Origin of the sequence: Pseudoalteromonas sp. UG3-2 (assembly GCF_037120705.1) — a bacterium.
GTDB lineage: Bacteria > Pseudomonadota > Gammaproteobacteria > Enterobacterales > Alteromonadaceae > Pseudoalteromonas.
Window position 1 is genome coordinate 2,385,076 of record NZ_JAWLJU010000002.1, and the last position, 23,776, is coordinate 2,408,851.

Annotated in this window: 19 protein-coding genes; 12 read left to right on the forward strand and 7 right to left on the reverse strand. The window is 47.1% G+C overall.

Features of this window, described 5'->3' with window-relative positions; translation table 11 throughout:
* Window positions 1-4 precede the first annotated feature (4 nt).
* The 4 genes from gyrB (at window position 5) to R3P39_RS13660 (ending at window position 6,087) form a co-directional block, all read left to right on the forward strand.
* Window positions 5-2,425 carry a DNA topoisomerase (ATP-hydrolyzing) subunit B gene (gene gyrB, locus R3P39_RS13645; RefSeq protein WP_336568121.1) on the forward strand — a complete coding sequence of 807 codons (2,421 nt, stop codon included), beginning with the start codon at window positions 5-7 and terminating at the stop codon, window positions 2,423-2,425.
* 177 nt (window positions 2,426-2,602) lie between these two features.
* Window positions 2,603-3,505, forward strand: a complete 903-nt coding sequence (gene glyQ, locus R3P39_RS13650; protein WP_336568122.1) for a glycine--tRNA ligase subunit alpha — start codon at window positions 2,603-2,605, stop codon at window positions 3,503-3,505.
* Entirely contained in the window at window positions 3,505-5,574 is a 2,070-nt protein-coding gene (gene glyS / locus R3P39_RS13655; protein ID WP_336568123.1) for a glycine--tRNA ligase subunit beta, read from the forward strand. Before glyQ ends, glyS begins: the two co-directional genes overlap by 1 nt.
* 60 nt (window positions 5,575-5,634) lie before the next feature.
* A complete protein-coding gene (locus tag R3P39_RS13660; protein WP_336568124.1) occupies window positions 5,635-6,087 on the forward strand; it encodes a hypothetical protein in 453 nt (150 codons plus the stop codon).
* 56 nt (window positions 6,088-6,143) lie between these two features.
* Here R3P39_RS13660 and tusA read toward each other — a convergent pair whose 3' ends face one another.
* The 3 genes from tusA to fadB all read right to left on the reverse strand — a co-directional run bounded on the left by tusA (window position 6,144) and on the right by fadB (window position 9,889).
* Window positions 6,144-6,383, reverse strand: a complete 240-nt coding sequence (tusA, locus tag R3P39_RS13665; RefSeq protein ID WP_336568125.1) for a sulfurtransferase TusA — start codon at window positions 6,381-6,383, stop codon at window positions 6,144-6,146.
* 172 nt (window positions 6,384-6,555) lie between these two features.
* Complete coding sequence (fadA, locus tag R3P39_RS13670) at window positions 6,556-7,725, reverse strand: acetyl-CoA C-acyltransferase FadA (RefSeq protein ID WP_336568126.1); 1,170 nt, start codon at window positions 7,723-7,725, stop codon at window positions 6,556-6,558.
* Between the two features lies 1 nt (window position 7,726).
* Complete coding sequence (gene fadB, locus R3P39_RS13675; RefSeq protein ID WP_336568127.1) at window positions 7,727-9,889, reverse strand: fatty acid oxidation complex subunit alpha FadB; 2,163 nt, start codon at window positions 9,887-9,889, stop codon at window positions 7,727-7,729.
* Between the two features lie 282 nt (window positions 9,890-10,171).
* Here fadB and R3P39_RS13680 point away from each other — a divergent pair, with 282 nt between their 5' ends.
* The 6 genes from R3P39_RS13680 to R3P39_RS13705 all read left to right on the forward strand — a co-directional run bounded on the left by R3P39_RS13680 (window position 10,172) and on the right by R3P39_RS13705 (window position 17,213).
* Window positions 10,172-12,061: a transglycosylase SLT domain-containing protein gene (locus tag R3P39_RS13680; protein WP_336568128.1), complete on the forward strand. Its 1,890-nt coding sequence runs from the start codon at window positions 10,172-10,174 to the stop codon at window positions 12,059-12,061.
* 93 nt (window positions 12,062-12,154) lie between these two features.
* The gene (pepQ, locus tag R3P39_RS13685) at window positions 12,155-13,477 is read left to right on the forward strand and encodes a Xaa-Pro dipeptidase (protein ID WP_336568129.1); all 1,323 of its coding nucleotides are present in this window, start codon (window positions 12,155-12,157) and stop codon (window positions 13,475-13,477) included.
* Between the two features lie 79 nt (window positions 13,478-13,556).
* Complete coding sequence (locus tag R3P39_RS13690; protein ID WP_336568130.1) at window positions 13,557-14,174, forward strand: YigZ family protein; 618 nt, start codon at window positions 13,557-13,559, stop codon at window positions 14,172-14,174.
* 54 nt (window positions 14,175-14,228) lie between these two features.
* Entirely contained in the window at window positions 14,229-15,680 is a 1,452-nt protein-coding gene (locus R3P39_RS13695; protein ID WP_336568131.1) for a TrkH family potassium uptake protein, read from the forward strand.
* 203 nt (window positions 15,681-15,883) lie between these two features.
* Window positions 15,884-16,417: a hypothetical protein gene (locus R3P39_RS13700; RefSeq protein ID WP_336568132.1), complete on the forward strand. Its 534-nt coding sequence runs from the start codon at window positions 15,884-15,886 to the stop codon at window positions 16,415-16,417.
* A gap of 115 nt (window positions 16,418-16,532) precedes the next feature.
* Window positions 16,533-17,213, forward strand: coding sequence for a flagellar brake protein (locus R3P39_RS13705; protein WP_336568133.1), 681 nt, complete (start codon window positions 16,533-16,535; stop codon window positions 17,211-17,213).
* A gap of 10 nt (window positions 17,214-17,223) precedes the next feature.
* On the opposite strand, the gene trkA is transcribed toward R3P39_RS13705, so the two are convergent.
* From trkA to def, 4 genes are read right to left on the reverse strand one after another with little or no spacing between them, the layout of a single operon-like run.
* Window positions 17,224-18,600: a Trk system potassium transporter TrkA gene (gene trkA / locus R3P39_RS13710; RefSeq protein WP_336568135.1), complete on the reverse strand. Its 1,377-nt coding sequence runs from the start codon at window positions 18,598-18,600 to the stop codon at window positions 17,224-17,226.
* An 18-nt stretch (window positions 18,601-18,618) separates the two neighbouring features.
* Entirely contained in the window at window positions 18,619-19,896 is a 1,278-nt protein-coding gene (gene rsmB / locus R3P39_RS13715) for a 16S rRNA (cytosine(967)-C(5))-methyltransferase RsmB (protein WP_336568137.1), read from the reverse strand.
* Complete coding sequence (fmt, locus tag R3P39_RS13720) at window positions 19,893-20,840, reverse strand: methionyl-tRNA formyltransferase (protein WP_336568139.1); 948 nt, start codon at window positions 20,838-20,840, stop codon at window positions 19,893-19,895. Before fmt ends, rsmB begins: the two co-directional genes overlap by 4 nt.
* 29 nt (window positions 20,841-20,869) lie before the next feature.
* Window positions 20,870-21,382 (reverse strand): peptide deformylase, encoded by a 513-nt coding sequence (gene def, locus R3P39_RS13725; protein WP_336568140.1) that lies wholly within the window; start codon window positions 21,380-21,382, stop codon window positions 20,870-20,872.
* Window positions 21,383-21,509: 127 nt separating this feature from the next.
* On the opposite strand from def, the gene R3P39_RS13730 reads away from it, so the two are divergent.
* Together R3P39_RS13730 and dprA are read left to right on the forward strand one after the other, a co-directional pair.
* Entirely contained in the window at window positions 21,510-22,640 is a 1,131-nt protein-coding gene (locus R3P39_RS13730) for a LysM peptidoglycan-binding domain-containing protein (protein ID WP_336568141.1), read from the forward strand.
* 53 nt (window positions 22,641-22,693) lie between these two features.
* Window positions 22,694-23,776 carry a DNA-processing protein DprA gene (gene dprA, locus R3P39_RS13735; RefSeq protein WP_336568142.1) on the forward strand — a complete coding sequence of 361 codons (1,083 nt, stop codon included), beginning with the start codon at window positions 22,694-22,696 and terminating at the stop codon, window positions 23,774-23,776.

Consider the following 23,776-nt stretch of genomic DNA (forward strand, 5'->3'; position numbering starts at 1 on the left):
AACCATGTCGGAAAATTACGATTCGTCGAGTATTAAAGTACTTAAAGGATTGGATGCGGTAAGAAAGCGTCCAGGAATGTATATCGGTGACACAGACGATGGTACTGGTTTACATCACATGGTGTTTGAGGTCGTTGATAACTCAATCGATGAAGCACTAGCAGGATATTGTGACGATATTTTCGTTACCATTCACACCGATGGTTCGGTATCGGTTCGCGATAATGGCCGTGGAATCCCAACTTCAATCCATGAAGAAGAAGGGGTTTCAGCGGCTGAGGTTATCATGACGGTACTGCACGCAGGCGGTAAATTCGATGATAACTCCTATAAAGTTTCAGGCGGTCTCCACGGTGTTGGTGTATCGGTTGTAAATGCACTTTCTGAAAAACTACAATTAACAATTCGCCGTGATGGCAAAGTGCATCAACAAAAATACTCAATGGGTGTGCCTGATGCGCCATTGGCTGTTATTGGTGAAGCCGATACAACAGGTACTGAGCTAAGATTTTGGCCAAGCGGTGAAACCTTTTCTGACATCAACTTTCACTATGACATTTTAGCTAAGCGTTTACGTGAACTGTCATTCCTTAACTCAGGCGTTAGCATTATTCTGACGGATGAGCGTGAAGAGAATAAGCGTGATCACTTCAAGTACGAAGGCGGTATTCAAGCGTTTGTTGAATACTTAAACCGTAAAAAGAACCCATGCCACCAAAATGTCTTTCACTTTACTCATGAGCGTGAAGAAGATGGCATTAGTGTAGAAGTGTCTATGCAGTGGAACGATGGCTTCCAAGAAAATATTTACTGCTTTACTAACAATATCCCACAGCGTGATGGTGGTACTCACTTAGCCGGTTTCCGTGCAGCGTTAACTCGTACGCTAAACAACTACATGGAAAAAGAAGGCTTTAATAAAAAGCAGAAAACCAGCGCCACAGGCGATGACGCTCGTGAAGGCTTAACGGCCGTTGTGAGTGTTAAAGTACCAGATCCAAAATTCTCATCACAAACGAAAGACAAGCTAGTATCAAGCGAAGTAAAGAGTGCGGTTGAACAGGCAATGTCTGAAAAGCTTTCTGAGTTTTTACTTGAGAATCCAAATGACGCCAAGACCGTCGTCAACAAAATTGTCGATGCCGCCCGAGCCCGCGAAGCTGCTCGTAAAGCCAGAGAGATGACTCGTCGTAAAGGTGCCATGGATCTCGCTGGCTTACCGGGTAAATTAGCCGATTGCCAAGAGCGCGACCCAGCGCAATCCGAACTCTATATAGTGGAGGGTGACTCAGCAGGTGGATCGGCGAAGCAAGGCCGTAACCGTAAGAATCAGGCAATCCTACCACTGAAAGGTAAAATCCTGAATGTTGAAAAAGCACGGTTTGATAAGATGCTTTCTTCACAAGAGGTGGCAACACTGATCACCGCGCTAGGCTGTGGCATTGGCCGTGACGAATATGACCCAGAAAAGCTACGTTATCACCGTATCATTGTTATGACCGATGCTGACGTCGATGGCTCGCATATTCGTACTCTGTTGCTAACGTTCTTCTATCGTCAAATGCCAGAAATCATTGAACGAGGCTATGTCTACATTGCTCAGCCACCACTTTATAAAGTGAAAAAAGGCAAACAAGAGCGTTATATTAAAGACGATAACGCCTTAACGGCGTATTTGACCTCTTTGGCACTAAATGACGCGGCGTTATATCCAGCCGAAGGCGCTGAGCCAATCACTGGAAATAAACTAGAAAACCTAGTTCATGACTATCAAAAAACCATCGACACCATTGAGCGCTTAAAGCGTAAATACCCGTCATCGATTATGAATCGCTTGCTATATCACCCAGAGCTAACCGAAGAGAGCTTAGGCAATAAAGAGAAAGTGACGGAGTGGACAGAGGCGCTAGTGGCAGACTTAGTCGCCAAAGATGAAGACGCGACTATCTTTAATGCTGAGGTGGCGTTTGATGATGAGCGCAATCTGTATTACCCAGTAATCAATATCCGTCAACACGGTGTCGATAAAGCGCATACACTTAACTACGACTTTATCTCTTCGAAAGATTATGTCCGCATTGCCAACACTGGACGCCAGATTGGTAATTTGGTCACTGATGGCGGCTATGTCCAGCGTGGCGAAAAAGTCCATAATATTGACTACTTCGAAGAAGGCCTTGAATGGCTGATTTCAGAATCAAAGCGTGGCTTGTATACACAACGTTATAAAGGACTCGGTGAGATGAACCCTGACCAGCTTTGGGAGACCACCATGGACCCTGAAGCACGTCGTATGCTCCGTGTAACCATTGAGGATGCCATTGCCGCAGACCAACTGTTTGCCACCTTAATGGGAGACCAGGTTGAGCCTCGCCGTGACTTCATCGAACAAAACGCCTTGCGTGTGGTTAACCTAGATATTTAAAAAAGTATCTAATTAATAAAAAGGAGGGATTTTCCCTCCTTTTTTTATGTTTAAAAGCTTAAAACAGATTAGCGCACGCGGTATACTGAGCGTAATTTTCAATCATTTGAATTCAGAGTGAGTGCCTATTTAATAGGGTGCTGACACATGATGAGTAGCAGATAAAATAAGCCAACTATGCAAAAATACGATATCAAAACCTTTCAAGGTTTGATCCTGGCTTTACAGGATTACTGGGCGCAGCAAGGCTGTGTTGTTGCTCAACCTCTCGATATGGAAGTAGGTGCGGGTACCTTTCACCCCATGACTTTCTTGAAGTCCATTGGTCCAGAGCCAATGTCAAGTGCTTACGTACAACCATGTCGCCGTCCTACAGATGGCCGCTATGGTGAAAACCCGAACCGACTACAACACTACTATCAATTCCAAGTGGTCTTGAAGCCATCACCAGAGAACATTCAAGAGTTGTACTTAGGCTCTCTTGAGGCTCTGGGTATCGACACCCTTACTCATGAAGTTCGCTTTGTCGAAGACAACTGGGAATCACCTACATTAGGAGCGTGGGGCTTAGGTTGGGAAGTGTGGCTCAACGGTATGGAAGTCACGCAGTTTACTTACTTCCAGCAAGTAGGTGGGATTGAATGTGCTCCAGTCACCGGTGAAATCACCTATGGCTTAGAGCGACTTGCAATGTATATACAAGGCGTCGATAGCATTTATGACTTAGTCTGGACTGACGGGCCTATGGGTCGCGTAACCTATGGCGATGTCTTCATGCAAAATGAAATAGAGCAGTCGACCTATAACTTTGAACATGCTGATGTTGAGGCGTTATTCAAGCAGTTTGATCAGTGCGAAAAAGAAAGTGAAAAGCTGATTGCCGCAGGCTTACCATTGCCCGCTTACGAGCAGGTAATGAAAGCATCCCATGCATTCAATTTACTTGATGCTCGTCACGCTATCTCAGTAACTGAACGTCAACGCTATATATTAAGAGTGCGTGCGTTATCAAAGGCGTGTGCCCAAGCCTATTATGATGCCCGTGAAGCACTTGGCTTCCCGCTTTGTAAGGATCAATAATGTCGACTGAAAATCTATTAGTAGAAATTGGTACGGAAGAGTTACCGCCAAAAGCACTAAGAAAACTCGCTGAATCTTTTGCAGAGAACACTCAACAAGAGCTAGAGGCACTAGAGCTCGAACACCAAGGTGTAAGCTGGTATGCCTCTCCAAGACGCTTAGGCGTTAAAGTGAAAGCGCTGCAAACGAAACAAGCGGATAAGGTGGTTGAAAAGCGTGGTCCAGCTATAAAAGCAGCATTTGATGCTGATGGTAATGCCACAAAAGCAGCGCTAGGCTGGGCTCGTGGTTGTGGTATCGATATTGCTGATGCTGAGCGCCTAGAGACCGAAAAAGGGGTTTGGTTACTGCATAAAGCGAAAGTCGAAGGACAACAAACGTTGGCTTTGCTGAATGACGTTATCAACAAAGCGCTGGCTAAACTGCCAATTCCAAAGCCCATGCGTTGGGGTGCCAATAAAACACAATTTATTCGTCCCGTACATACTGTGGCTGCATTGCTTGGTGACCAGCAGGTGTCAGGTGAAGTATTAGGCAAGGCGATCAGCAATGAGTTACAAGGGCATCGTTTTCATCACCCAGAGCGCGTTCGTGTGAACCATGCTGATGATAGCTTTGCGGTATTAAAAGACGCCTACGTCATGGCTGACTATGAAGCACGTAAAGCGCTTATTCGCAGTCAAATTGAAGCTGAAGCACAAAAGCTAGATGCTCAAGTGGCCATGGACGAAGACTTGCTTGAAGAAGTCACTTCATTGGTTGAGTGGCCAGTGACATTGGTTGCATCGTTTGAAGAGGCGTTCTTAGAAGTGCCGGACGAAGCACTGATTTATACCATGAAAGACGACCAGAAATATTTCCCACTGCTGGATAAGCAGGGAAATCTGATCAACAAATTCTTATTCGTTTCAAACATCGAAAGTAAAGATCCTAGCGTGGTGATCTCTGGTAATGAGAAAGTCGTGCGTCCACGTTTAGCTGATGCGCAATTTTTCTTTGAAGCCGACAAAAAGAAAACCTTAGAAAGTCGTTTAGAGTCCTTAGGCTCGGTGCTGTTCCAAAAGCAGTTAGGTACGCTAAAAGATAAGTCAGAGCGGATCTCCGCCTTAGCCGGCTACATTGCCGAGCAGCTTGGTGCTGATAAAGCCATGGCTGAGCGTGCCGGCTTACTAAGCAAAACCGACTTAATGACCGAAATGGTCATGGAGTTTACCGACGTGCAAGGGGTAATGGGTATGCATTATGCCCGCATTGATGGCGAAGCAGAAGAAGTTGCACTGGCACAAAACGAGCAATATATGCCTCGTTTTGCTGGCGACGACTTGCCGTCAAACCCAATTAGCTTTGCAGTGGCGCTGGCTGATAAGTTCGACACCCTAGTAGGGATCTTTGGTATTGGCCAGACTCCTAAAGGGGATAAAGATCCATTTGCACTTCGTCGTGCTGCCATTGGTGCATTGCGCATCATGGTGGAGAAAGCGTTACCGCTGGACATTAAAGATATCGTGGCGAAAGCAATGACACTCTTTGCAGACAAGCTAAGCAACGATAATGTCGCGGAAGATGTATTCGAGTTTATGCTAGGTCGTTTCCGTGCCTGGTACCAAGAAGAAGGCTTCAGCGTTGATGTGATCCAAGCTGTATTGGCACGTCGACCCACCAGCCCAGTTGACTTTGATCGTCGAGTGAAAGCCGTTAGTCACTTCAGAACACTGGCCGAGGCAGAAGCGTTGGCCGCTGCCAATAAACGTGTAAACAATATCTTAGCGAAGAATAATGTTTCAAGCGACTCTGCCGTTGACCAAGCGCTATTGCAAGAGGCTGCGGAGCAGCAGCTAGCACAACAGGTTGCAGCACTGACCACGGAACTGCAGCCGGTGTATGCCGCTGGTGACTATCAGCAAGCGTTAACACGTTTAGCGAGCTTGCGCGCTGCCGTTGATGACTTCTTCGATAATGTGATGGTGATGGCTGAAGACCAAGCGGTGAAACAAAACCGTTTAGCATTATTAAGCCAATTAAGCCGATTATTCCTTAATACTGCTGATATTTCTGTATTACAAAAATAATCGAGCATTTCAAAGCCAGCGCTAGCTGGCTTTTGTTTAATATTAAAAAGGCTATGAACTATGATCACAAAGCAAAGTTTTATTGCACTGCTTGTTGTTGCTGTTTCTGGTTGTAGTAGTAACTTTCAATTGCCAGTAGAGGTCGAAAGCGGACAGTCCAGTACCATTGCTCAACTTGATAGGACGCTATATCTGCGCGGTGATTTCACTTTATGGGATGCCGAACCACAATATAGGTTGATACAAACGCAGCCTGGAGTCTATGCAGCAAAAGCTAATTTTCCTATTCCTGGTAAGGTGTATGAATTTAAAATTGCTGATAACAAGTGGAGCGAAGGGTATAACTGCGGTTATAAAAGTGAAGGGCAGCTAACATTGGGGGTGCCACTCAATGCCGATTGCAATACGGTGTATAACTACTTTAGTTTTAAGCCAAGCCGTAAAGGTTGGTATGAAGTTCAATTTGATTACCGTAATCCACAACAACCGAAAGTACTGCTAGTGAAACTGTAATATCGATTTACTTGGTTGCAATAGGTGAGTATAAAAGAGCGGCTTAAGCCGCTTTTTTATTGCCCCTTTTTAATGACATAGCGGTAGGGGGAATCGCTAACCGCTTTGGCCACTAGCGTGTGGTCCATAAATTCGCAAAAGCTGGGAATATCGCGAGCTGTTGAAGGGTCGTCGGCAATCACTAATAAGGTCTCACCCAAATTCATTTTTCTTACCATACCTCGGATCATCATGACCGGCTCAGGGCAGCGTAAGCCTAAGGCATCTAGGGTGTGATCGGTATTGTCAAAACTCATTTCAATGGCCTCACGATAGTAAAGCCGCTATTTTAAACGTTTGTGCTATTGAATAGCAATTTTACACAATAAAAAAGGCAAAACAGCGAGGCCGTTTTGCCTTGGTCACCAAGTTGAAACTATATTGCCGGAACTAAAGCCTTAAGCCTTAGTCCCAGCGGGTTGGAACGAGTTAGCTATCAACACGCTCAAATACAGTGGCAATGCCTTGGCCTAAGCCAATACACATGGTTGCTAAACCATATTTTGCGTCTTTTTCTTCCATCAGGTTAATCAGCGTGGTGCTAATACGTGAACCTGAACAGCCTAATGGGTGGCCCAGTGCAATGGCACCACCATTAAGGTTTACCTTTTCGTCCACTTTATCTAGCAAGCCGAGGTCTTTTAGTACTGGCAGCGATTGTGCCGCAAAGGCTTCGTTAAGCTCGGCAACGCCAATATCATCAATGCTGATACCAGCTTGTTTCAATGCTTTTTGCGATGCCGGTACCGGACCATAACCCATGATAGAGGGATCGCAGCCTGCAACAGCCATTGACTTAACTCGAGCACGGATGGTTAACCCTAACTCTTTGGCCTTCGACTCACTCATTACTAGCATGGCCGATGCGCCGTCAGATAGTGCTGATGAAGTACCAGCAGTGACGGTTCCCGATGCTGGGTTGAATACTGGGCGCAGTTGGCTTAATCCTTCCACACTGGTTTCAGGGCGAATAACTTCGTCATTCTCAACCAAAACCGGTGCACCATCAGCATCGTGGCCTTCCATCGGTAGGATTTCTTTGGCAAAGCGACCTTCAACCGTGGCGGCATGCGCACGCTGATGCGAACGAGCTGCAAACTCGTCTTGTTGCTCACGGCTAATACCGTGTAGTGTTGCTAGGTATTCCGCCGTAAGACCCATTACGCCAGCCGCTTGGGCAACTGAGGTGGAAAGTCCAGGGTGGAAATCATTGCCATGGGTCATAGGCACATGGCCCATGTGCTCAACACCACCAATTAAGTAAGTATCACCAGCGCCGGTCATGATCGCTCGTGCAGCATCGTGCAGCGCTTGCATTGAAGAGCCACATAAACGGTTTACTGTTACCGCTGGCACTGTATGAGGAATGCCTGCTAGTAGCGCAGCATTACGGCCAACGTTAAAGCCTTGCTCTAAAGTCTGTTGCACACAGCCCCAGTAAATATCATCAATGGAGTCTGGTGCGACTTGTGGATTACGCTCAAGCAAACCTTTCATCAAGTGAGCACTTAAATCTTCGGCACGTTTATTTTTAAATACACCGCCTTTTGAGCGGCCCATTGGGGTACGAATACAATCTACGATTACCGCGTTTTCCATGTTACTGGCCCTCCACTTGATAAAACACTTTACCTTCATCTGCCCACTGCCTAGTTTGTTCTGACACTTGGTAGATTTCGCCTAGATGCGCATACTTGTCAGCCATAGCAACAAAATTGCTCAAGCCAATTTGGTCTAGGTAACGGAACGCACCGCCTCTAAATGGTGGGAAGCCGATGCCATAGATAAGCGCCATGTCAGCTTCTTGTGGCGATGCCACGATGCCTTCTTGTAGGCACAGTAGTACTTCGTTAATCATTGGCACCATACAGCGCTCAATGATGGTTTGCTTATCGAACTCTTGGGTTGGCTCGCAGATTTCACTTAATAGCGATAGCGCAGCTTCATCTTTGCTCTTCTTCAAGCGACCTTTACGGTCTGGCGCATACTGATAGAAGCCTTTTTGGTTCTTTTGACCAAAGCGCTCTGCATTGGCTAGGAGTGCAACTGGGTCTTTATCTTTGCGTGCCATACGCGTAGGGAAGCCATCTGCCATTACCCCAGTGCAGTGGTTCGCGGTATCAATACCAACGACATCCAGTAGATAAGCTGGGCCCATTGGCCAGCCAAAGACGTTCTCCATCACTTTATCCACTTTAGCGAAGTCCGCGCCTTCAACCACTAACTGACTAAAGCCGGCAAAGTAAGGAAAGAGTACACGGTTAACAAAGAAGCCCGGGCAGTCGTTAACCACAATCGGTGATTTACCTAGCTTCAAGGCATAATCCACAACCGCTGCAACGGTTTCATCCGAGGTTTTTTCGCCGCGAATGATTTCAACCAGTGGCATTTTTGGTACTGGGTTGAAAAAGTGCATACCACAGAAGTTTTCTGGCTTGTCCAAAGCGGTTGCAAGCTCATCAATGCGGATAGTCGACGTATTAGACGTCAGAATGGTCCCTTCTGGCAATTGCGACTCAAGGCTCGCCAATACCGTCTTCTTCACGTTCGGGTTTTCGACAACCGCTTCTACGATAATGTCTGAGCCCGTCAGGTCATGATCGTTTAAGGTTGGTTTAATCTTACCTAGGGTGGCAATCATTTTGTCCATTGCCATATGGCCACGTTCAACTTTTTTGCCCAGTAGTTTCGCCGCTTCACCCATACCTAGATCCAAGGCATCCTGCTGGATGTCTTTCATCACGATAGGTGTGCCTTTATAGGCTGATTGATAGGCGATACCACCACCCATAATACCAGCACCTAGTACGGCGGCTTGTTTAATGTCGGTATTGCTTTGCTTAGCTTGTTTTTTGGCAACCGTTTTAATGTATTGATCCGCCAAGAAAATACCCGTTTGCGCAGCGGCTTCTGATGTTTTCGCCAGCTTAGCAAAGTTCTGGTTTTCGATGGCCATGGCTTCAGTGCGACCAAGTCCCGCGGCTGCTTTTAGGGTTTTCACTGCCATCATTGGCGCCGGGTAGTGGCCTTTGGTTTTCGCCATCACCATGCCTTCAGCCATACCAAAGCTCATGCCTTGCTCAACACGGTTTAGTTTTAATGGCTCAAGCTTCACTTGACGCTTAGCGCGCCAGTCTAGCTTACCTGCAATGGCTTGTTCTAGAGTGCGAACGGCAGCGTCCATCAGCTTATCTGCTGCAACCACAGCATCCACAGCGCCCACTTTTAGGGCATCTGCTGCGCGGTTCTCTTTACCTGTGGTGATCCAAGTCATGGCGTTGTCGGCGCCAATAATGCGTGGTAAACGCACTGTGCCGCCAAAGCCTGGCATGATACCAAGTTTGACTTCCGGTAAACCAATCTTCGCGGCATCAGTAGCAATACGATAATCGGTAGCTAGTAACCACTCACAACCGCCACCAAGCGCTAAACCATTGACAGCAGAAACGGTTGGGAAAGGTAGGTCTTCGATGGCATCAAATACGTCAGTGGCGTTTTTGATCCAACCAACTAGCTCTTCTTCAGGGCGTTGGAAGGTGGGAAGGAATTCATAGATATCAGCACCAACAATAAAGTGATCTTTGTCGCTGGTAAATACTAAGCCTTCGATATCATCACGTTGACTTAGCTCGATAAGGGCCTCATGGCTTTCCTTAAGTACTTGCTGAGATAATTTATTTACTGAGCCCGATAGGCAAAATTTAAACTCAGCGATCTTGCCTTTGCAAAAATCGACTACAAAGGACTCGCGTTTGATTAACATACATGTTCTCCCGTGCGTTACACTGGTACGATGAGTTGCTATTTCAATCAGTGTGGATCTTTCGGCGGCAAATTGCAATGAAAAATTTACCGCACATTTACTGAAATACCGCGGTCGGTTTGCTATGGTGGCTTGGCACACCTGGTTTTTTAAGCACTCAGCGATAGCCATCGCTGTTTACAAGCCGAGCGTCTGTTCTTCAGCGCCATCTTTAGAAAAGCACAAATCGGCTTTATTTCAATTTCGGTGTGTACTTTCTTTGGCAGATTGAGAAGGCTTTACATGACACATTGGTTACGTCGTGTTGTAGTGGGCAGCTTATGCGCAGTAAGCAGCTTGTGCACTGCAGCCAGCACACTTGACGATTTTAAACAGGCTGAGCGGATAGCTTGGTCTGGCAATTATAGTAATTTTAAAGCGGCCATTGCGCAGCTCGACCATCCGTTAAAACCCTATGTTGAAATGGCGTTTTATAAACGTCACCCGCGATTACGCTACCAACAAGAAATAGAACACTTTCTGACAGTCTATGAGCATACGCCGTTGGAGTGGCCGGTGCGCTCCGCATGGCTAGAATACTTACAGCGGCATGAGAAAAAAGCCCGTTACATCGAATTTTATCGAGAGACCAGTGATGCCGAAAAGCAGTGTACGTATTTGCAGTATCAGCTGGATTTAGGCGCACTACAAAAACCTATTCTGGATCAGGTTGCTGATATATGGACCGTCGGTAAGTCGCAGCCACGAGCCTGTGATGAACTTTTCTCGAAATGGCAACAAGCCGGTTATCGTACCCCGGAAATAGTGTGGCAGCGGGTAACCAATGCGGCACAACATGGCCAGACTTCCTTATTGCGTTATTTAGCGACCTTGCTGCCAGCAGAGCAGGCCTACTTAGCCACCCTGTATAAAAAGGTGCGCCAAGACCCCAGTGCCGCTGCTGGTTTATACCGCTTCAAAAAACGCTCAGCGAAAGAAGCCGAAATCGCGGTGTATGGCGTGCGGCGGCTGATTTGGCGTGATCCTGACTTAGCATTAAGAGCATGGCAAAAAATGCAAGGCATGTTTCGCTTTACCCAGTCGCAAAAAGACAGTGTTGCGTATCGCTTTGCTTTAGCTTTGGCATCAAAGGGTCATGAGGATGCTAAGTTCTGGCTCAATAAGGTGCCCAAGCAAATGCAGGATAAAACCCTGCTACAGTGGTTGATGAGTAACATGCTCAAAGAGCAGGATTGGGCGGGGATCTCAGCCTTGTTCGTTGGCCGTGAACAATTAAGCAATGGTCAACAGTATTGGCTGGCCTTTAGTTTGGCGCAGCGGCAACAGCTCAGCGAGGCCAATGCTATTTGGCAACGCCTTGCGAAAGAGCGCGATTATTACGGCTTTTTAGCGGCAGCACGCTTGGGGCAACCAATATCGCTGAATGCTGAGCCGTTGAATGTTGACTCTGGGTTATTACGTCAGGTGTCGAATGCCCCTGGGTTTAAGCGAGCTCGGGCATTGTACGAATTAGAACGCTACACTCAAGCGCGCAGAGAGTGGAACTACTTAACCAATACATCAAGCAAAGAAGAGAAGCTGGCCGCCTCCATCTTAGCGGCGAAGTTTGACTGGTACGACAGCACGATTTTTACCTTAGCCCAGATCAAGGCATGGAATTACGTCGATCTACGTTTCCCGCTGGCATTCAAAGAGTTGTTCGATAAATACAGTAAACGTAATCGCGTCGATATGGCTTGGAGTATCGCCATTGCAAGGCGTGAAAGCTCATTTGCACCAGATGCCCGTTCGCGCGCTGATGCCCATGGGTTAATGCAGTTACTCCCTAGCACAGCGAAGTATATTAATAACCGCAAAGGGGTTTCGAAACGGCGCTTATATCAACCCGCAACCAATATTCGATTAGGCACTAACTATTTAGAGTATCTCAAGCGTAAAAATGCCGGCAATGAGATCCTCGCTACGGCTTCATACAATGCCGGTTATCATCGCATTAAGCGTTGGTTACCGTCAGAGGCTATGCCCGCTGAATTATGGATTGAGCTGATCCCATACCGCGAGACACGAGACTACGTCAAGAATGTTATGGCCTACCGTCAGGTTTACCATACTAAGCTGGGTCGAGAGGGTAATATTTTAGCTAGCATATTGGATATGAAAATTGTCAAATAACCATCAAAGGGGCAGCTTAAGCGCATCGCGTCGTTTTTAGTTAGCAGCTATGATAGACTTTATAATATGTGAATTTTTGAAAATGGGTACACCATGGATAAGTTAGCAAATTTATACGCTGAGCATATTTCTACTTTGCAACAGCGTACTCGAACCATAGTAGAACGCGAAGGGCTCGATGGCCTAGTGATCCACTCAGGGCAGGCAAAACGCCAGTTCTTGGATGACATGTACTATCCGTTCAAAGTGAACCCGCAATTTAAAGCGTGGTTGCCTGTTATCGATAATCCACATTGCTGGCTGGTGGTGAATGGCAACGATAAGCCTAAGCTTATCTTCTATCGCCCCGTTGACTTCTGGCATAAGGTGCCTGATGAACCGCGCGACTTCTGGGCCGAGTATTTCGATATTGAGCTCTTGGTTAAGCCGGATCAGGTTGAGCAATTATTGCCATACGACAAAGCCAGCTATGCTTACATTGGTGAGTATTTAGAGGTGGCTCAGGCACTTGGGTTTACGCAAATGAATCCAGAACCGGTGATGAATTATCTTCATTTCCATCGTGCTTACAAAACTCAATACGAGCTTGAGTGCATGCGTGAAGCAAGCCGTTTAGGGGTGTTAGGTCATCAAGCGGCTCGCGATGCATTTTACGCTGGTCGCTCTGAGTTTGAGATCCAACAAGCGTATTTGAATGCCACTCACCATATGGAAAGTGACACACCGTATGGCAATATTGTGGCGTTAAATGAAAACTGCGCTATTTTGCATTACACCCACTTTGAACGCAAAACGCCGAATCAGCACTTATCGTTTTTGATTGATGCCGGAGCAAACTTCCATGGTTATGCATCAGACATCACGCGTACTTACGATTTCGCGCAAAAAGGCGAGTTCGCTGAGTTAATCAAGGTGATGAATGCCCACCAAATCGAATTGGGCCAAGCGCTGCAGCCTGGCAAGCTTTATGGTGAGCTGCACATTGACTGCCATAACCGCGTAGCTCAGGTGCTGAGCGACTTTGGTATTGTAAAATTACCAGCTCAAGACATTGTCGCAAAAGGCATTACCTCAACCTTCTTCCCACATGGTTTAGGCCATCATATTGGTTTGCAAGTGCACGATATGGGTGGCTTCATGGCCGATGAGACCGGGGCACACCAAGCACCACCAGAAGGTCACCCATTCTTGCGTTGTACGCGTAAGATTGAAGCGAATCAGGTGTTCACCATTGAACCTGGGTTATACTTTATTGATTCGCTATTAGAAGATTTAGCGCAAACAGACAATAAACAATACATCAACTGGGATAAGGTTGATCAATTTAAGCCATATGGTGGTATTCGCATCGAGGATGACATCATTGTGCATGAAGATCGCCTAGAAAACATGACGCGAGATTTAGGTCTCGAGTAACCTTTAAGATGTTATGTTTATTGCCGCGCAACTGATGCGTATTGGGAGCCTGTCGGCTCCCTTTTAGTTTGGAAGAGTTATGTCAGAGTATTTAATTCCTAATGAAAGCATTAGCCATCACGAGGAAATCAAAAAAAGTACCTTTATCGTGCATCTGGCGCATACCCCCACCTTGGCCGATGCCAAGGCGTTTATTAAGCAAGTTAATGAGGACTATCCAGATGCTCGCCATAATTGTTGGGCGCATATTGCTGGCGCCCCGGGTGGCAGTCATGTGTTGGGTTTTTCCGATGATGGTGAGCCCAATGGCACAGCCGGAAAACCCATGCTGAATGTGCTAATGGGCTCTGGCATAGGTGAAGTTACGGCAGTCACCACCCGTTACTTTGGTGGGATAAAGCTAGGTACTGGCGGCTTGGTTCGGGCCTATGGCGGGACGCTCAATAATGCTCTGGCGCAGTTGCAGACCGTCAAAAAAATCCCCGCCACGACCTTGGTTGGGCAGTCGGACTATGCCATGCAAGGCAATATTGAGCAGTTATTAAGTAGTCAGTTCACGCTCTTAGACCTACATAAGGATTATGGTGCTAACATTGATTGGCAGCTATCGGTGGACAGTCGTGAAGTGCAAGAAATCATCGATGCTGTTTATGAATTGACGAATGGTGTTGTATTATTGAAAAAACAGGAGAAATAACAGGTCATGACTTGTTATTTTCGCTCTCTTAATGACTAAAAGCGCAGCATAGACATGCAATTTCGTACCATAATAAAAATACTTGGGCAGTTAGTAGCTTTATTCAGTATCACTATGGTGCCACCGGCCATTGTGTCTTTGATCTACAAAGATGGTGGTGGTGTGCCCTTTGTGTTGGCCTTTATTTTCAGTGTGTTGATGGGGTTGTTTGCCTATTATCCCAATCGCAAGCAGCGCGGCGACTTAAAAGCCAGAGAGGGCTTCCTTATCGTGGTGTTGTTTTGGCTGGTGCTAGGGAGCTTTGCTTCTTTGCCGCTGATATTTTTAGACAAGCCTAGCCTGTCTTTTGCTGATGCCGTGTTTGAAGCCTTCTCGGGGCTGACCACCACTGGGGCAACGGTGTTAACCGGTATCGAACACCTGCCTAAGTCGGTGCTGTTCTATCGCCAACAGCTGCAGTGGCTCGGTGGTATGGGGATCATTGTTTTAGCGGTAGCGGTGTTGCCGATGCTAGGGGTGGGTGGTATGCAGCTCTATCGGGCTGAAACCCCGGGGCCTGTAAAAGACTCTAAAATGACACCACGCATAGCCGATACCGCTAAGCACCTGTGGTATATCTATGTGTCGCTAACGGCCGCCTGTACGCTTGCTTATTGGTTTGCTGGCATGAACTGGTTTGATGCTATCTGTCATGCCTTTGCCACCATTGCGATTGGTGGTTTCTCTACTTATGATGCCTCTATCGGGCACTTTGATAATCCGTTGATCAATATTATCTGTGTGTTCTTCCTGCTCATTGCTGCGATAAACTTTTCTCTGCATTACGCTGCGGTGTCGAGTCGCAGTATTCGTGCGTATCTACGAGATCCTGAGTTCAAAGCGTTTTTGTTTATTCAATTGGCGCTGGTGGTTATCTGCTTTGCCGTGCTGTCGTCTAATAATGTCTATGAGACCGGCGATGAAACCTTAGATCAGGCTATGTTCCAAGCGGTGTCTATTAGTACTACTGCGGGATTTGCTACCGACAGCTTTGCCAGCTGGCCGTTGTTCTTACCAATACTGTTAATCTTTTCTAGTTTTATTGGTGGCTGCGCGGGCTCCACTGGCGGTGGTATGAAGGTGGTGCGGGTGTTCTTACTTTATCTGCAAGGGATCCGTGAGCTTAATCGCTTGGTTCACCCAAGAGCGATTTATTCCATTAAGTTGGGCCGCAAAGCGTTACCCGACAAGGTCGTTGAAGCGGTGTGGGGATTTTTCTCCGCTTATGCTCTGGTGTTTGTCATCATTATGATCGCATTATTAGGCACTGGGTTAGACAACATTACTGCGTTTTCAGCAACTGCGGCTTGTCTTAACAACTTAGGCCCGGGACTCGGTCAGGTGGCCTCTCACTATGGTGACATCAGTGACTCGGCAAAGTGGATACTCACCTTGGCGATGGTATTTGGACGATTAGAGATTTTTACCTTATTGGTGTTGTTCACTCCTACCTTTTGGCGCGGCTAGCGTTTCTTACTGGGCTGCTCGCTGGCAGCCCAACACCTATCTAGACTCAGCCTATGGCAACAAACAATTGCTATCCCTGACGGTTTAACAAAGCGTAGTAGGCGGTTTAGCGCAAAAATCCGTGCTTTTATCTCACTTGGTTTTAACTAATCTCTATTTTTATTAATAAAAATTTTAAAAACTCGGATTTTCGGGGTTTTCAAATGTCAATATTTTTACAAGGATTTAACTTGGAGGCGAAAACATTGCTTGCCACACGCTTTTCAGATAAAGGGTTTAAAGTGATTAAAGGATTTGCAGCGAGCCAGGAGCCAAGCTCTGGCATGCAGCTTATTGAGCGAAGCGTATTACAACTTAACAACTTAATTGATGAAGTCGGTTACTTGCACAGTAACGAAGTAGAACTGAGTAACGCTAAGACCTATGACTTATTTCATCAAATTGGTTGTGAGAGTGGTGCACGTTTCGTGGTACAAGTTATCTCAGAAAATGAGCTATGGCAGAAGCGTCAAATCCCAGCTATTGCCGACTACCAAGAGCTTGAAGGCTCTGGCTGCCTATATCGCCATGATGTTTCTGGTATTTTGTTTGTTGCTAAGCGCAATAGCGAACCCATGATGCTGTTTGTTGCGGGTGAGGAGCTGGCGATGCCACTTAGCTCACTTGAAATTCAAAGCCGCATGATGACATTACGTGATGGCGCTTTACTGCTGCGCAGCCATTTCCTAATTAAGTAAAGGTCTTTTTCTAGGAAATGGGCTGTTGTATTCGAGATAGAATCGGTTTTTAATACTCTTCTAATAGAACCGCTGCAAGGCCATTGTAGCGTCGTACTCAGGAAGGGTCGCAGCCATGTTAAAAACTCAGGAAGTAGGGCAAGATACCCTGCTCACTGCCATCAATGCAGGCAGTATTATTGATTTAGAAATTTGCTTGCCGGCAAACAGTAAAAGAATAAAAACAGAATACGTCGGCATGCTAAAAGATGCTTACCTAATTCTCAACCACCCAAACCCTAAGCGATTAGGCGCGGCGCTGGACTATGTTACGGAAGGCACGACAGTGATTGTTAGAGCATTGCTCGAAAACGGTGACGGTCAAGTTATTGCCTTTAAATCGCAAATTAAAGCGGTTTCAGTCCATCCCGCGCGGCTTATTTTCCTCTACTTACCGGAAAAAATACAAACCTATAAGTTACGCTCAGAAAACCGAGTACCTACGTTAATTCCAGCTCAGTTTCACTGTGAAGGTGTGAATGATGTTGGTGTCATTAAGGACATCTCTTTAACTGGTTTGCAACTGGACTTGAATTCAGTGGCCCCGGAAAAGGTGGCTGAAGGCACAACTTGTGAGGTGTTAATTGCCGGCAAAGAGGGCAATGAAATTGCCCTAGAGGGAAGTGTTCGGCGGATTAAATCTCATGATGATATTTTGGCCCTGGGTATTCGTCTTAATTCCAAGCCCGACACCATTCGCGGTGTTTTAAAAGACTACCTTATCGACTTATCTATTTTGCAAGATCAACAAAACTAATGAAGGCCAGCTAGACAAACAGGGCGCTGACCTGGAATAGCTTTTCTACCACACCAATTTGTTTTTTATCGATCAGGAACATAATAACGTGGTCGCCAGATAAAATAACCGTGTCATCATGAGCAATAAGCACGTCTTCATCGCGCACGATGGCGCCAATGGTGGTGCCCACCGGTAGTTTGATGTCTCTGATGGCGCGGCCAACTACCTTGGAGGTGTTTTCGTCGCCGTGTGCCACCGCCTCTATAGCTTCAGCAGCGCCTTTTCGCAGCGAGTAAACGTTAACAATGTCACCACGGCGCACATGGGTTAGTAACGCTGAAATGGTGGCCTGCTGCGGTGAAATGGCAATATCAATGTCACCGCCTTGAACTAAATCTACATACGCACCGCGTTGGATCAGTGCCATGGTTTTTTGCACGCCCATGCGTTTCGCTAGCATGGCGGCCATGATGTTGGCTTCGTCATCGTTGGTGACGGCAATAAAGACATCAACCTGTTCAATATGTTCTTCAGAAAGGAGCTCTTGATCTGAAGCGTCGCCACTAAAGACCACGGTATTGTCAAGCATTTCTGATAGCTGTGCGGCTCGGGACTGGTTACGCTCAATCAGTTTAACACTGTGGTTTTTATCCAACGAGCTGGCCAATCCGGCGCCGATATTACCGCCACCGGCAATCATGATTTTTTTATACGAGCGTTCCAGCTTTTGCAGCTCGTTCATTACTGCGCGAATATGCTTAGTGGCGGCGATAAAAAACACTTCATCATCGGCTTCAATGACCGTGGTGCCAAGTGGCTTAATAGCTTTACCTTGGCGGTAAATGGCTGCCACTCGAGTATCGACATTGGGAATGTGCTCTTTTAATGCCGATAAAGCATAACCGACCAACAGCCCGCCATAATAGGCTTTTACCGCGACCAAAGAGAGCATGCCCTCGGCAAACTGCAGTACTTGTAAGGCGCCTGGATAGTCAATCAAGCGGCGAATATATTGCGTCACCAGTTGTTCAGGAGCGATGTAGTGATCTACCGGCAAATCGTCATTATGAAACAACTTTTCCCGATACTTTAAATATTGCTCGGAGCGTATCCGAGCAATTTTGGTTGGGGTATTGAAAATACTGTAGGCCACCTGGCAGGCAACCATATTGACTTCATCGGAGCTGGTTACTGCGATGATCATATCGGCATCTTCAGCACCTGCCTGGCGTAGAATATCCGGGTGTGCGCTGTGGCCTGTTACGCCTTGCAAGTCATACTTATCTTGCAGCTCTCTTAAGCGCTCGCCATCGATGTCGACGACGGTTATTTCGTTTTCTTCACCAACCAAGTTTTCAGCGAGTGTGCCGCCGACTTGGCCGGCGCCTAAGATAATGATCTTCATAGTGATTGCAGTCGATTTCTATTGTTGTTTTGTCAACTTGGCGTAGTAAAAGCCATCGTTTCGTCCTGGTAACAGTTGCAGTCCCGGCTCGCTTTGTTCACCCAGTGGCATTAACTCAGCATCGGGTGTCGCGGCTAAGAACTGCGCAACTTGTTGCTGGTTTTCCTCAGGAAGTACCGAGCAAGTAGCATAGACCAGTGTGCCACCTGGCTTTAGCAATGGCCAGATATTCTGCATGATCTGGGCTTGCAAATGCGCCAAATTGGCAATATCGCTGGCGCGTCGTAGCCACTTGATGTCGGGATGACGACGGATCACACCGGTCGCTGAGCAGGGCACATCCAATAAGATGCGGTCAAATTGCTGACCGTCCCACCAACTATCAGGATCGGCGGCATCGCCCTGTTGGCAGGTGGCGCGCAAACCAATACGTGAAAGGTTTTGTTGTACCCGCTGCAATCGCTCGGGGTCAGCATCAATGGCAGTGACTTCGGCATCGGCTAGCTCTAAAATATGGCAAGTCTTACCGCCTGGGGCGGCACAGGCATCAAGAATGTGTTCACCCTTTTGCGGTGCCAATAGTCGTGCTGCTTTTTGCGCCGCGGCATCTTGCACCGAGCAAGCTCCCGAGGCGAACTCTGGCAGGTTATACACGTCTTGTGGGGTGAGCAATAAAATGCCATCAGGGTAGTCTTCATCGAGCTCGTATTCGATGCCAGCGTCCGTCAACAGTTGGGCGTACTGCGAGGTGCTATATTGTGATTGATTTACTCGCAACCACATTGGGGCTTGTTGTTGGTTTGCCTCGAGGATGGCTCGCCAGTGCTGCGGGTACGCCGCTTTTAACTTATTAATAAACCAGCCAGGGTGGTTGTATAAACAAGCTGGAATAGCCGCTGCGCTGGACTCAAGTGTCTCTTGTTGGCGTTGAAAGTTGCGTAAAATAGCATTGACTAGGCCTTTCATTCCCGGCGCTCTTAGCGTGCTTAGGGCATTCACGGTTTCTGCCACAGCTGCGTGTGCAGGCACTCGCATGTGTTGAAGTTGGTAAATACCCACATACAGTAAAAACTGGAATACGCGGCGCTTACCTTTCAGCGGTTGCTCTAGAAGCTGTTGGCAATAATGCTCTAACGAAGGTAAGTAGCGTAAAACGCCATAGCAGATCTGCTGTAGTAGCGCTTTGTCTTTGCCATCAAGCTGGCTTGCTGCTAGTGGCAGTTGGGTGCTCAGTGAAGCGCCTTTATCAACCACTTGAAATAGAGTTTGCGCCGCTAGGGCGCGAACATTGCTCACGCGTCACCTACCACAGAGCCCATAGCAACCCAATCGGCGCGGCCATTGAGAAAATCTTGTGCTGTCATCGGCTTTTTGCCTTGCGGTTGCAGTGATTGAATGGCGAGGGCTTGCTCAGCACAGGCGATCACAATACCGTGTTTATCGGCACGCAACACTTCACCGGGTTGGCCTGACTCATTCACCACTTCGGCTTGCCAAATTTTAACACTGTGGCCCGCCATTGAAGTAAAGCAAACTGGCCAAGGGTTAAATGCGCGAATGTTACGCTCTATTTGTGCGGCGCTTTGCTGCCAATTGATATTGGCTTCTTCTTTACTGAGCTTTTTAGCGTAGTTAGCGAGGTTATCGTCTTGTTTTTGCGCCTGGGCGTCACCATTTGCAAGCGCTGTAAGGGTATCGAGTAAGGCTGTTGGGCCTAACTCGGCTAACTTATTATACAAATCGGCACTGGTGTCTTGATTGGTAATCGGGCATCGCGCAATATGGAGCATGTCGCCGGTGTCTAACCCTTCATCCATTTGCATAATGGTGACGCCCGTTTCTGTATCTCCAGCCCAGAGTGCACGTTGGATTGGGGCAGCACCACGCCAGCGCGGCAGTATCGAGCCGTGGACATTTAAGCAACCTAATTTAGGCGTCTCTAAAATCGCTTTTGGTAATAATACCCCATAAGCGACAACCACCATTACATCGGCATTGAGTGCGGCAAGCTCGGCTTGGGCTTCCGTCGTTTTTAATGATTGCGGCTGCAGTACTGGGAGGTCATGTGCTTGTGCCAGTTGTTTAACTTCGCAGGCTTTTAGCTTTTTTCCGCGCCCAGCAGGGCGGTCTGGCGGACAGTAAACGGCAACGACTTGATGTTGTGATTGAATAAGCGCGTCTAAGTGGCGGGCAGCAAAATCAGGCGTGCCAGCGAAAACGATGCGTAAAGGATTACTCACGAAATACCCTAAAAATCAGTTAGTGGTGATTAAGCCAGCTTGGCGGCAAGCTTAGCTTCTTTTTCAATTTTTTTGCGAATGCGTTGGCGCTTCAGCGGCGATAGGTAGTCGATAAACAGTTTACCCATCAGGTGGTCCAATTCATGCTGGATGCACACGGCTAACAAACCTTCAGCGTCAAGCTGGTACTCTTCACCGTGTTCGTTCAGCGCTTTTACGGTCACCGTTTCTGCGCGGTCGACTTTGGCGTATGAGTGAGGCACTGATAAACAGCCTTCTTCGCTGATGGTTGAGCCGTCACGCTTAGTGATCTCAGGATTAATAAGTACCCGAGGCTCGTTGCGCTCTTCTGATACGTCGATCACCACAATACGCTGATGAATATCAACTTGTGTCGCTGCCAGACCAATGCCGTTTTCATCATACATGGTTTCCAGCATGTCTTTGACTATCTGGCGGGTGTCGTCATTTATTTCTGTAACTGGATTTGCGACGGTGCGCAAACGCTCATCTGGGAATCTTAAAACTTCTAGTTTGGCCATAATTTCTCTAACTCAATTTATGGTGTAAGCTGTTGTAAGCGAGTGTATGGTCTTATTTTAGCCATTCAAGTTCCCCTTTAACAGGTTTTGGTGGATAATAAACAAAAATAACCTCAAGGAAGCCATCATGAAATATCCTTTTGCTGCATTAATGATCGCTAGCTGTACTATTTTCTCCACTCAAGCGGATACCTTGGCGCTGAATGCTCAGGCACCAAAAAGTTATGTGGTGAAAAAAGGGGATACATTATGGGATATTTCTAAAATGTATTTACGCTCTCCTTGGAAGTGGAAGCAGTTGTGGCAATGGAATCCAGAAATTAAAAACCCCCATCTGATTTACCCAGGTGATAACCTCAAACTTCGTTATGACAGTGAGGGGAATCCAATACTGATGGTGGAAAAACGGTTTAAAAAGCTCAGCCCGCAAGCGCGAGTGGTATCGCAAAAAAGTACCGCCATTCCTACCTTGCCACTGCCGCTTATGGAACCTTTCTTACGCTTTGAGCAAACGCTGAGCGAGGAGCAGTTTGATGCTCACCCCATTGTCTTGGGGGCGAATAAAAACGTCAAAATGAAAACCGAAGGGCACTTACTTTACATTAAGGCCGATTTGGTTCTAGGCGGGCACTATGCCATTTATCGTAAAGGTGAGGTTTACACCGATCCTGACAGTAATGAAAAGCTGGGCATTGAAGCGGTATTGGTGGGCTCTGGACGCGTTGTAGAGCAAGGCAACCTGGCTAATGGCAGACCCGCCAGATTGTTACTGGATAGCGTTAAGCAAGAAGTAAAAGCAGGTGACATTGTGATGCCGATAGCCGCGGGTCAGAGTTTTCCTGCCCAGTTTGCTATGACTCGGCCTGAGCAAGCAACGGCGGGCAAAATTATAGCCAGTGATAATAAACTGCGTGAGTTTAGTACCATGAGTGTGGTGGTACTCAATGTTGGTCGTAATGAACAGCTGCAAGAGGGGCACATTCTTGATATCTGGAAGCAATCGCCTACAGTGATAGAAGGGCAGCATGGACCACGTTACATCGAAGATGCTTCTAGCCTAGAAAAACTGATGACCGAAGTGGGGTCATGGTTTGGCGAAGAGAACGACGATGACAGCGTGGTTTGGCATATGCCCAAGGAAAAAGTAGGCGAGGTCATGGTGTTTAAGGTTTACGACAAGCTTAGTTACGCCATGGTAGTCAGAACCTCGGAGCCAGTTAGGATTGGTGATAGCGTACAGGTAATGGGCCGCGAGTAGGCTCCTTAGAGTGATATCGCTCCTGTCGCTGCGACCACCGACAAGGAGCGAATATGGAGCATTCAAATTTAGCGCGTTCACTGGCGCTGATGCTGTGTCCGGGTATGGGCATCAAAACCATCACAGCATTGTTACAGCAGATTGAACTCGACAAGTTATTTAGTCTTTCTGAGGCGCAGCTTAAAGCGCTGGGTCTTAGCGCAGCCTGCGCCAAGGGAATTGCTAAATGCAATTGGCACCAGGTTGAACAAATCATCTCGCGCTGCCAGCAGCAAAACATCATCACTATCAGTTATTTTGATACCCGTTACCCGCAACTGTTGCGAGAAATCGCCAGCCCGCCATTAGTGCTATTTTGTTACGGTGATACTGCATTATTACAGCAACCGCAAATCGCTATTGTCGGTAGCCGCAGCTCTACTCAATCTGGCACACAATTAGCGCACGAGTTTGCCCACGGGTTATGCCGCAGTGGTTTAGTTGTGACCTCAGGTATGGCTCGCGGTATCGATGGCGCGGCTCATCAAGGGGCATTAGCGGCGCAAGGGAAAACCATTGCGGTATTAGGCACTGGAGTGGACAAAGTGTATCCCAAACGCCATCAAGAACTGTATCAAAATATCGCAGAGCAGGGGTTGCTGGTGAGTGAGTTTTTACCAGGTACCACCGCAACGAGTCATAACTTCCCCAGAAGAAACCGCATTATATCGGGCTTATCTTTAGGGGTTTTATTGGTAGAGGCGGAGATTAAAAGTGGCTCTTTGATCACCGCCCGGTATGCATTGGAGCAAAATAAAGAGGTCTTTGCCATTCCAGGGTCTATTCGTAATAGGTTGGCAGCAGGGTGTCATTATTTAATTAAACAAGGCGCAAAACTAACCGAAAACGTCGAGGATATTTTAGAGGAGGTGAGCTTTTTTTGTGAAAACAGTCTATATAATATAGAAAGTGTTGTGCAAAACGAGGAGGACTGCCCGGTATTAGAAAACCTTGGTTTTGAGGTGACATCGGTAGACACCTTAACGCAAAGGACCCAGTGGCCAGTTGAGCAAGTAGTAGCAAGATTACTGGACCTAGAACTCGAAGATAAAGTAGAGCGTGTCTTAGACGGCTACATAAAACTCGCGAGGGGTTAA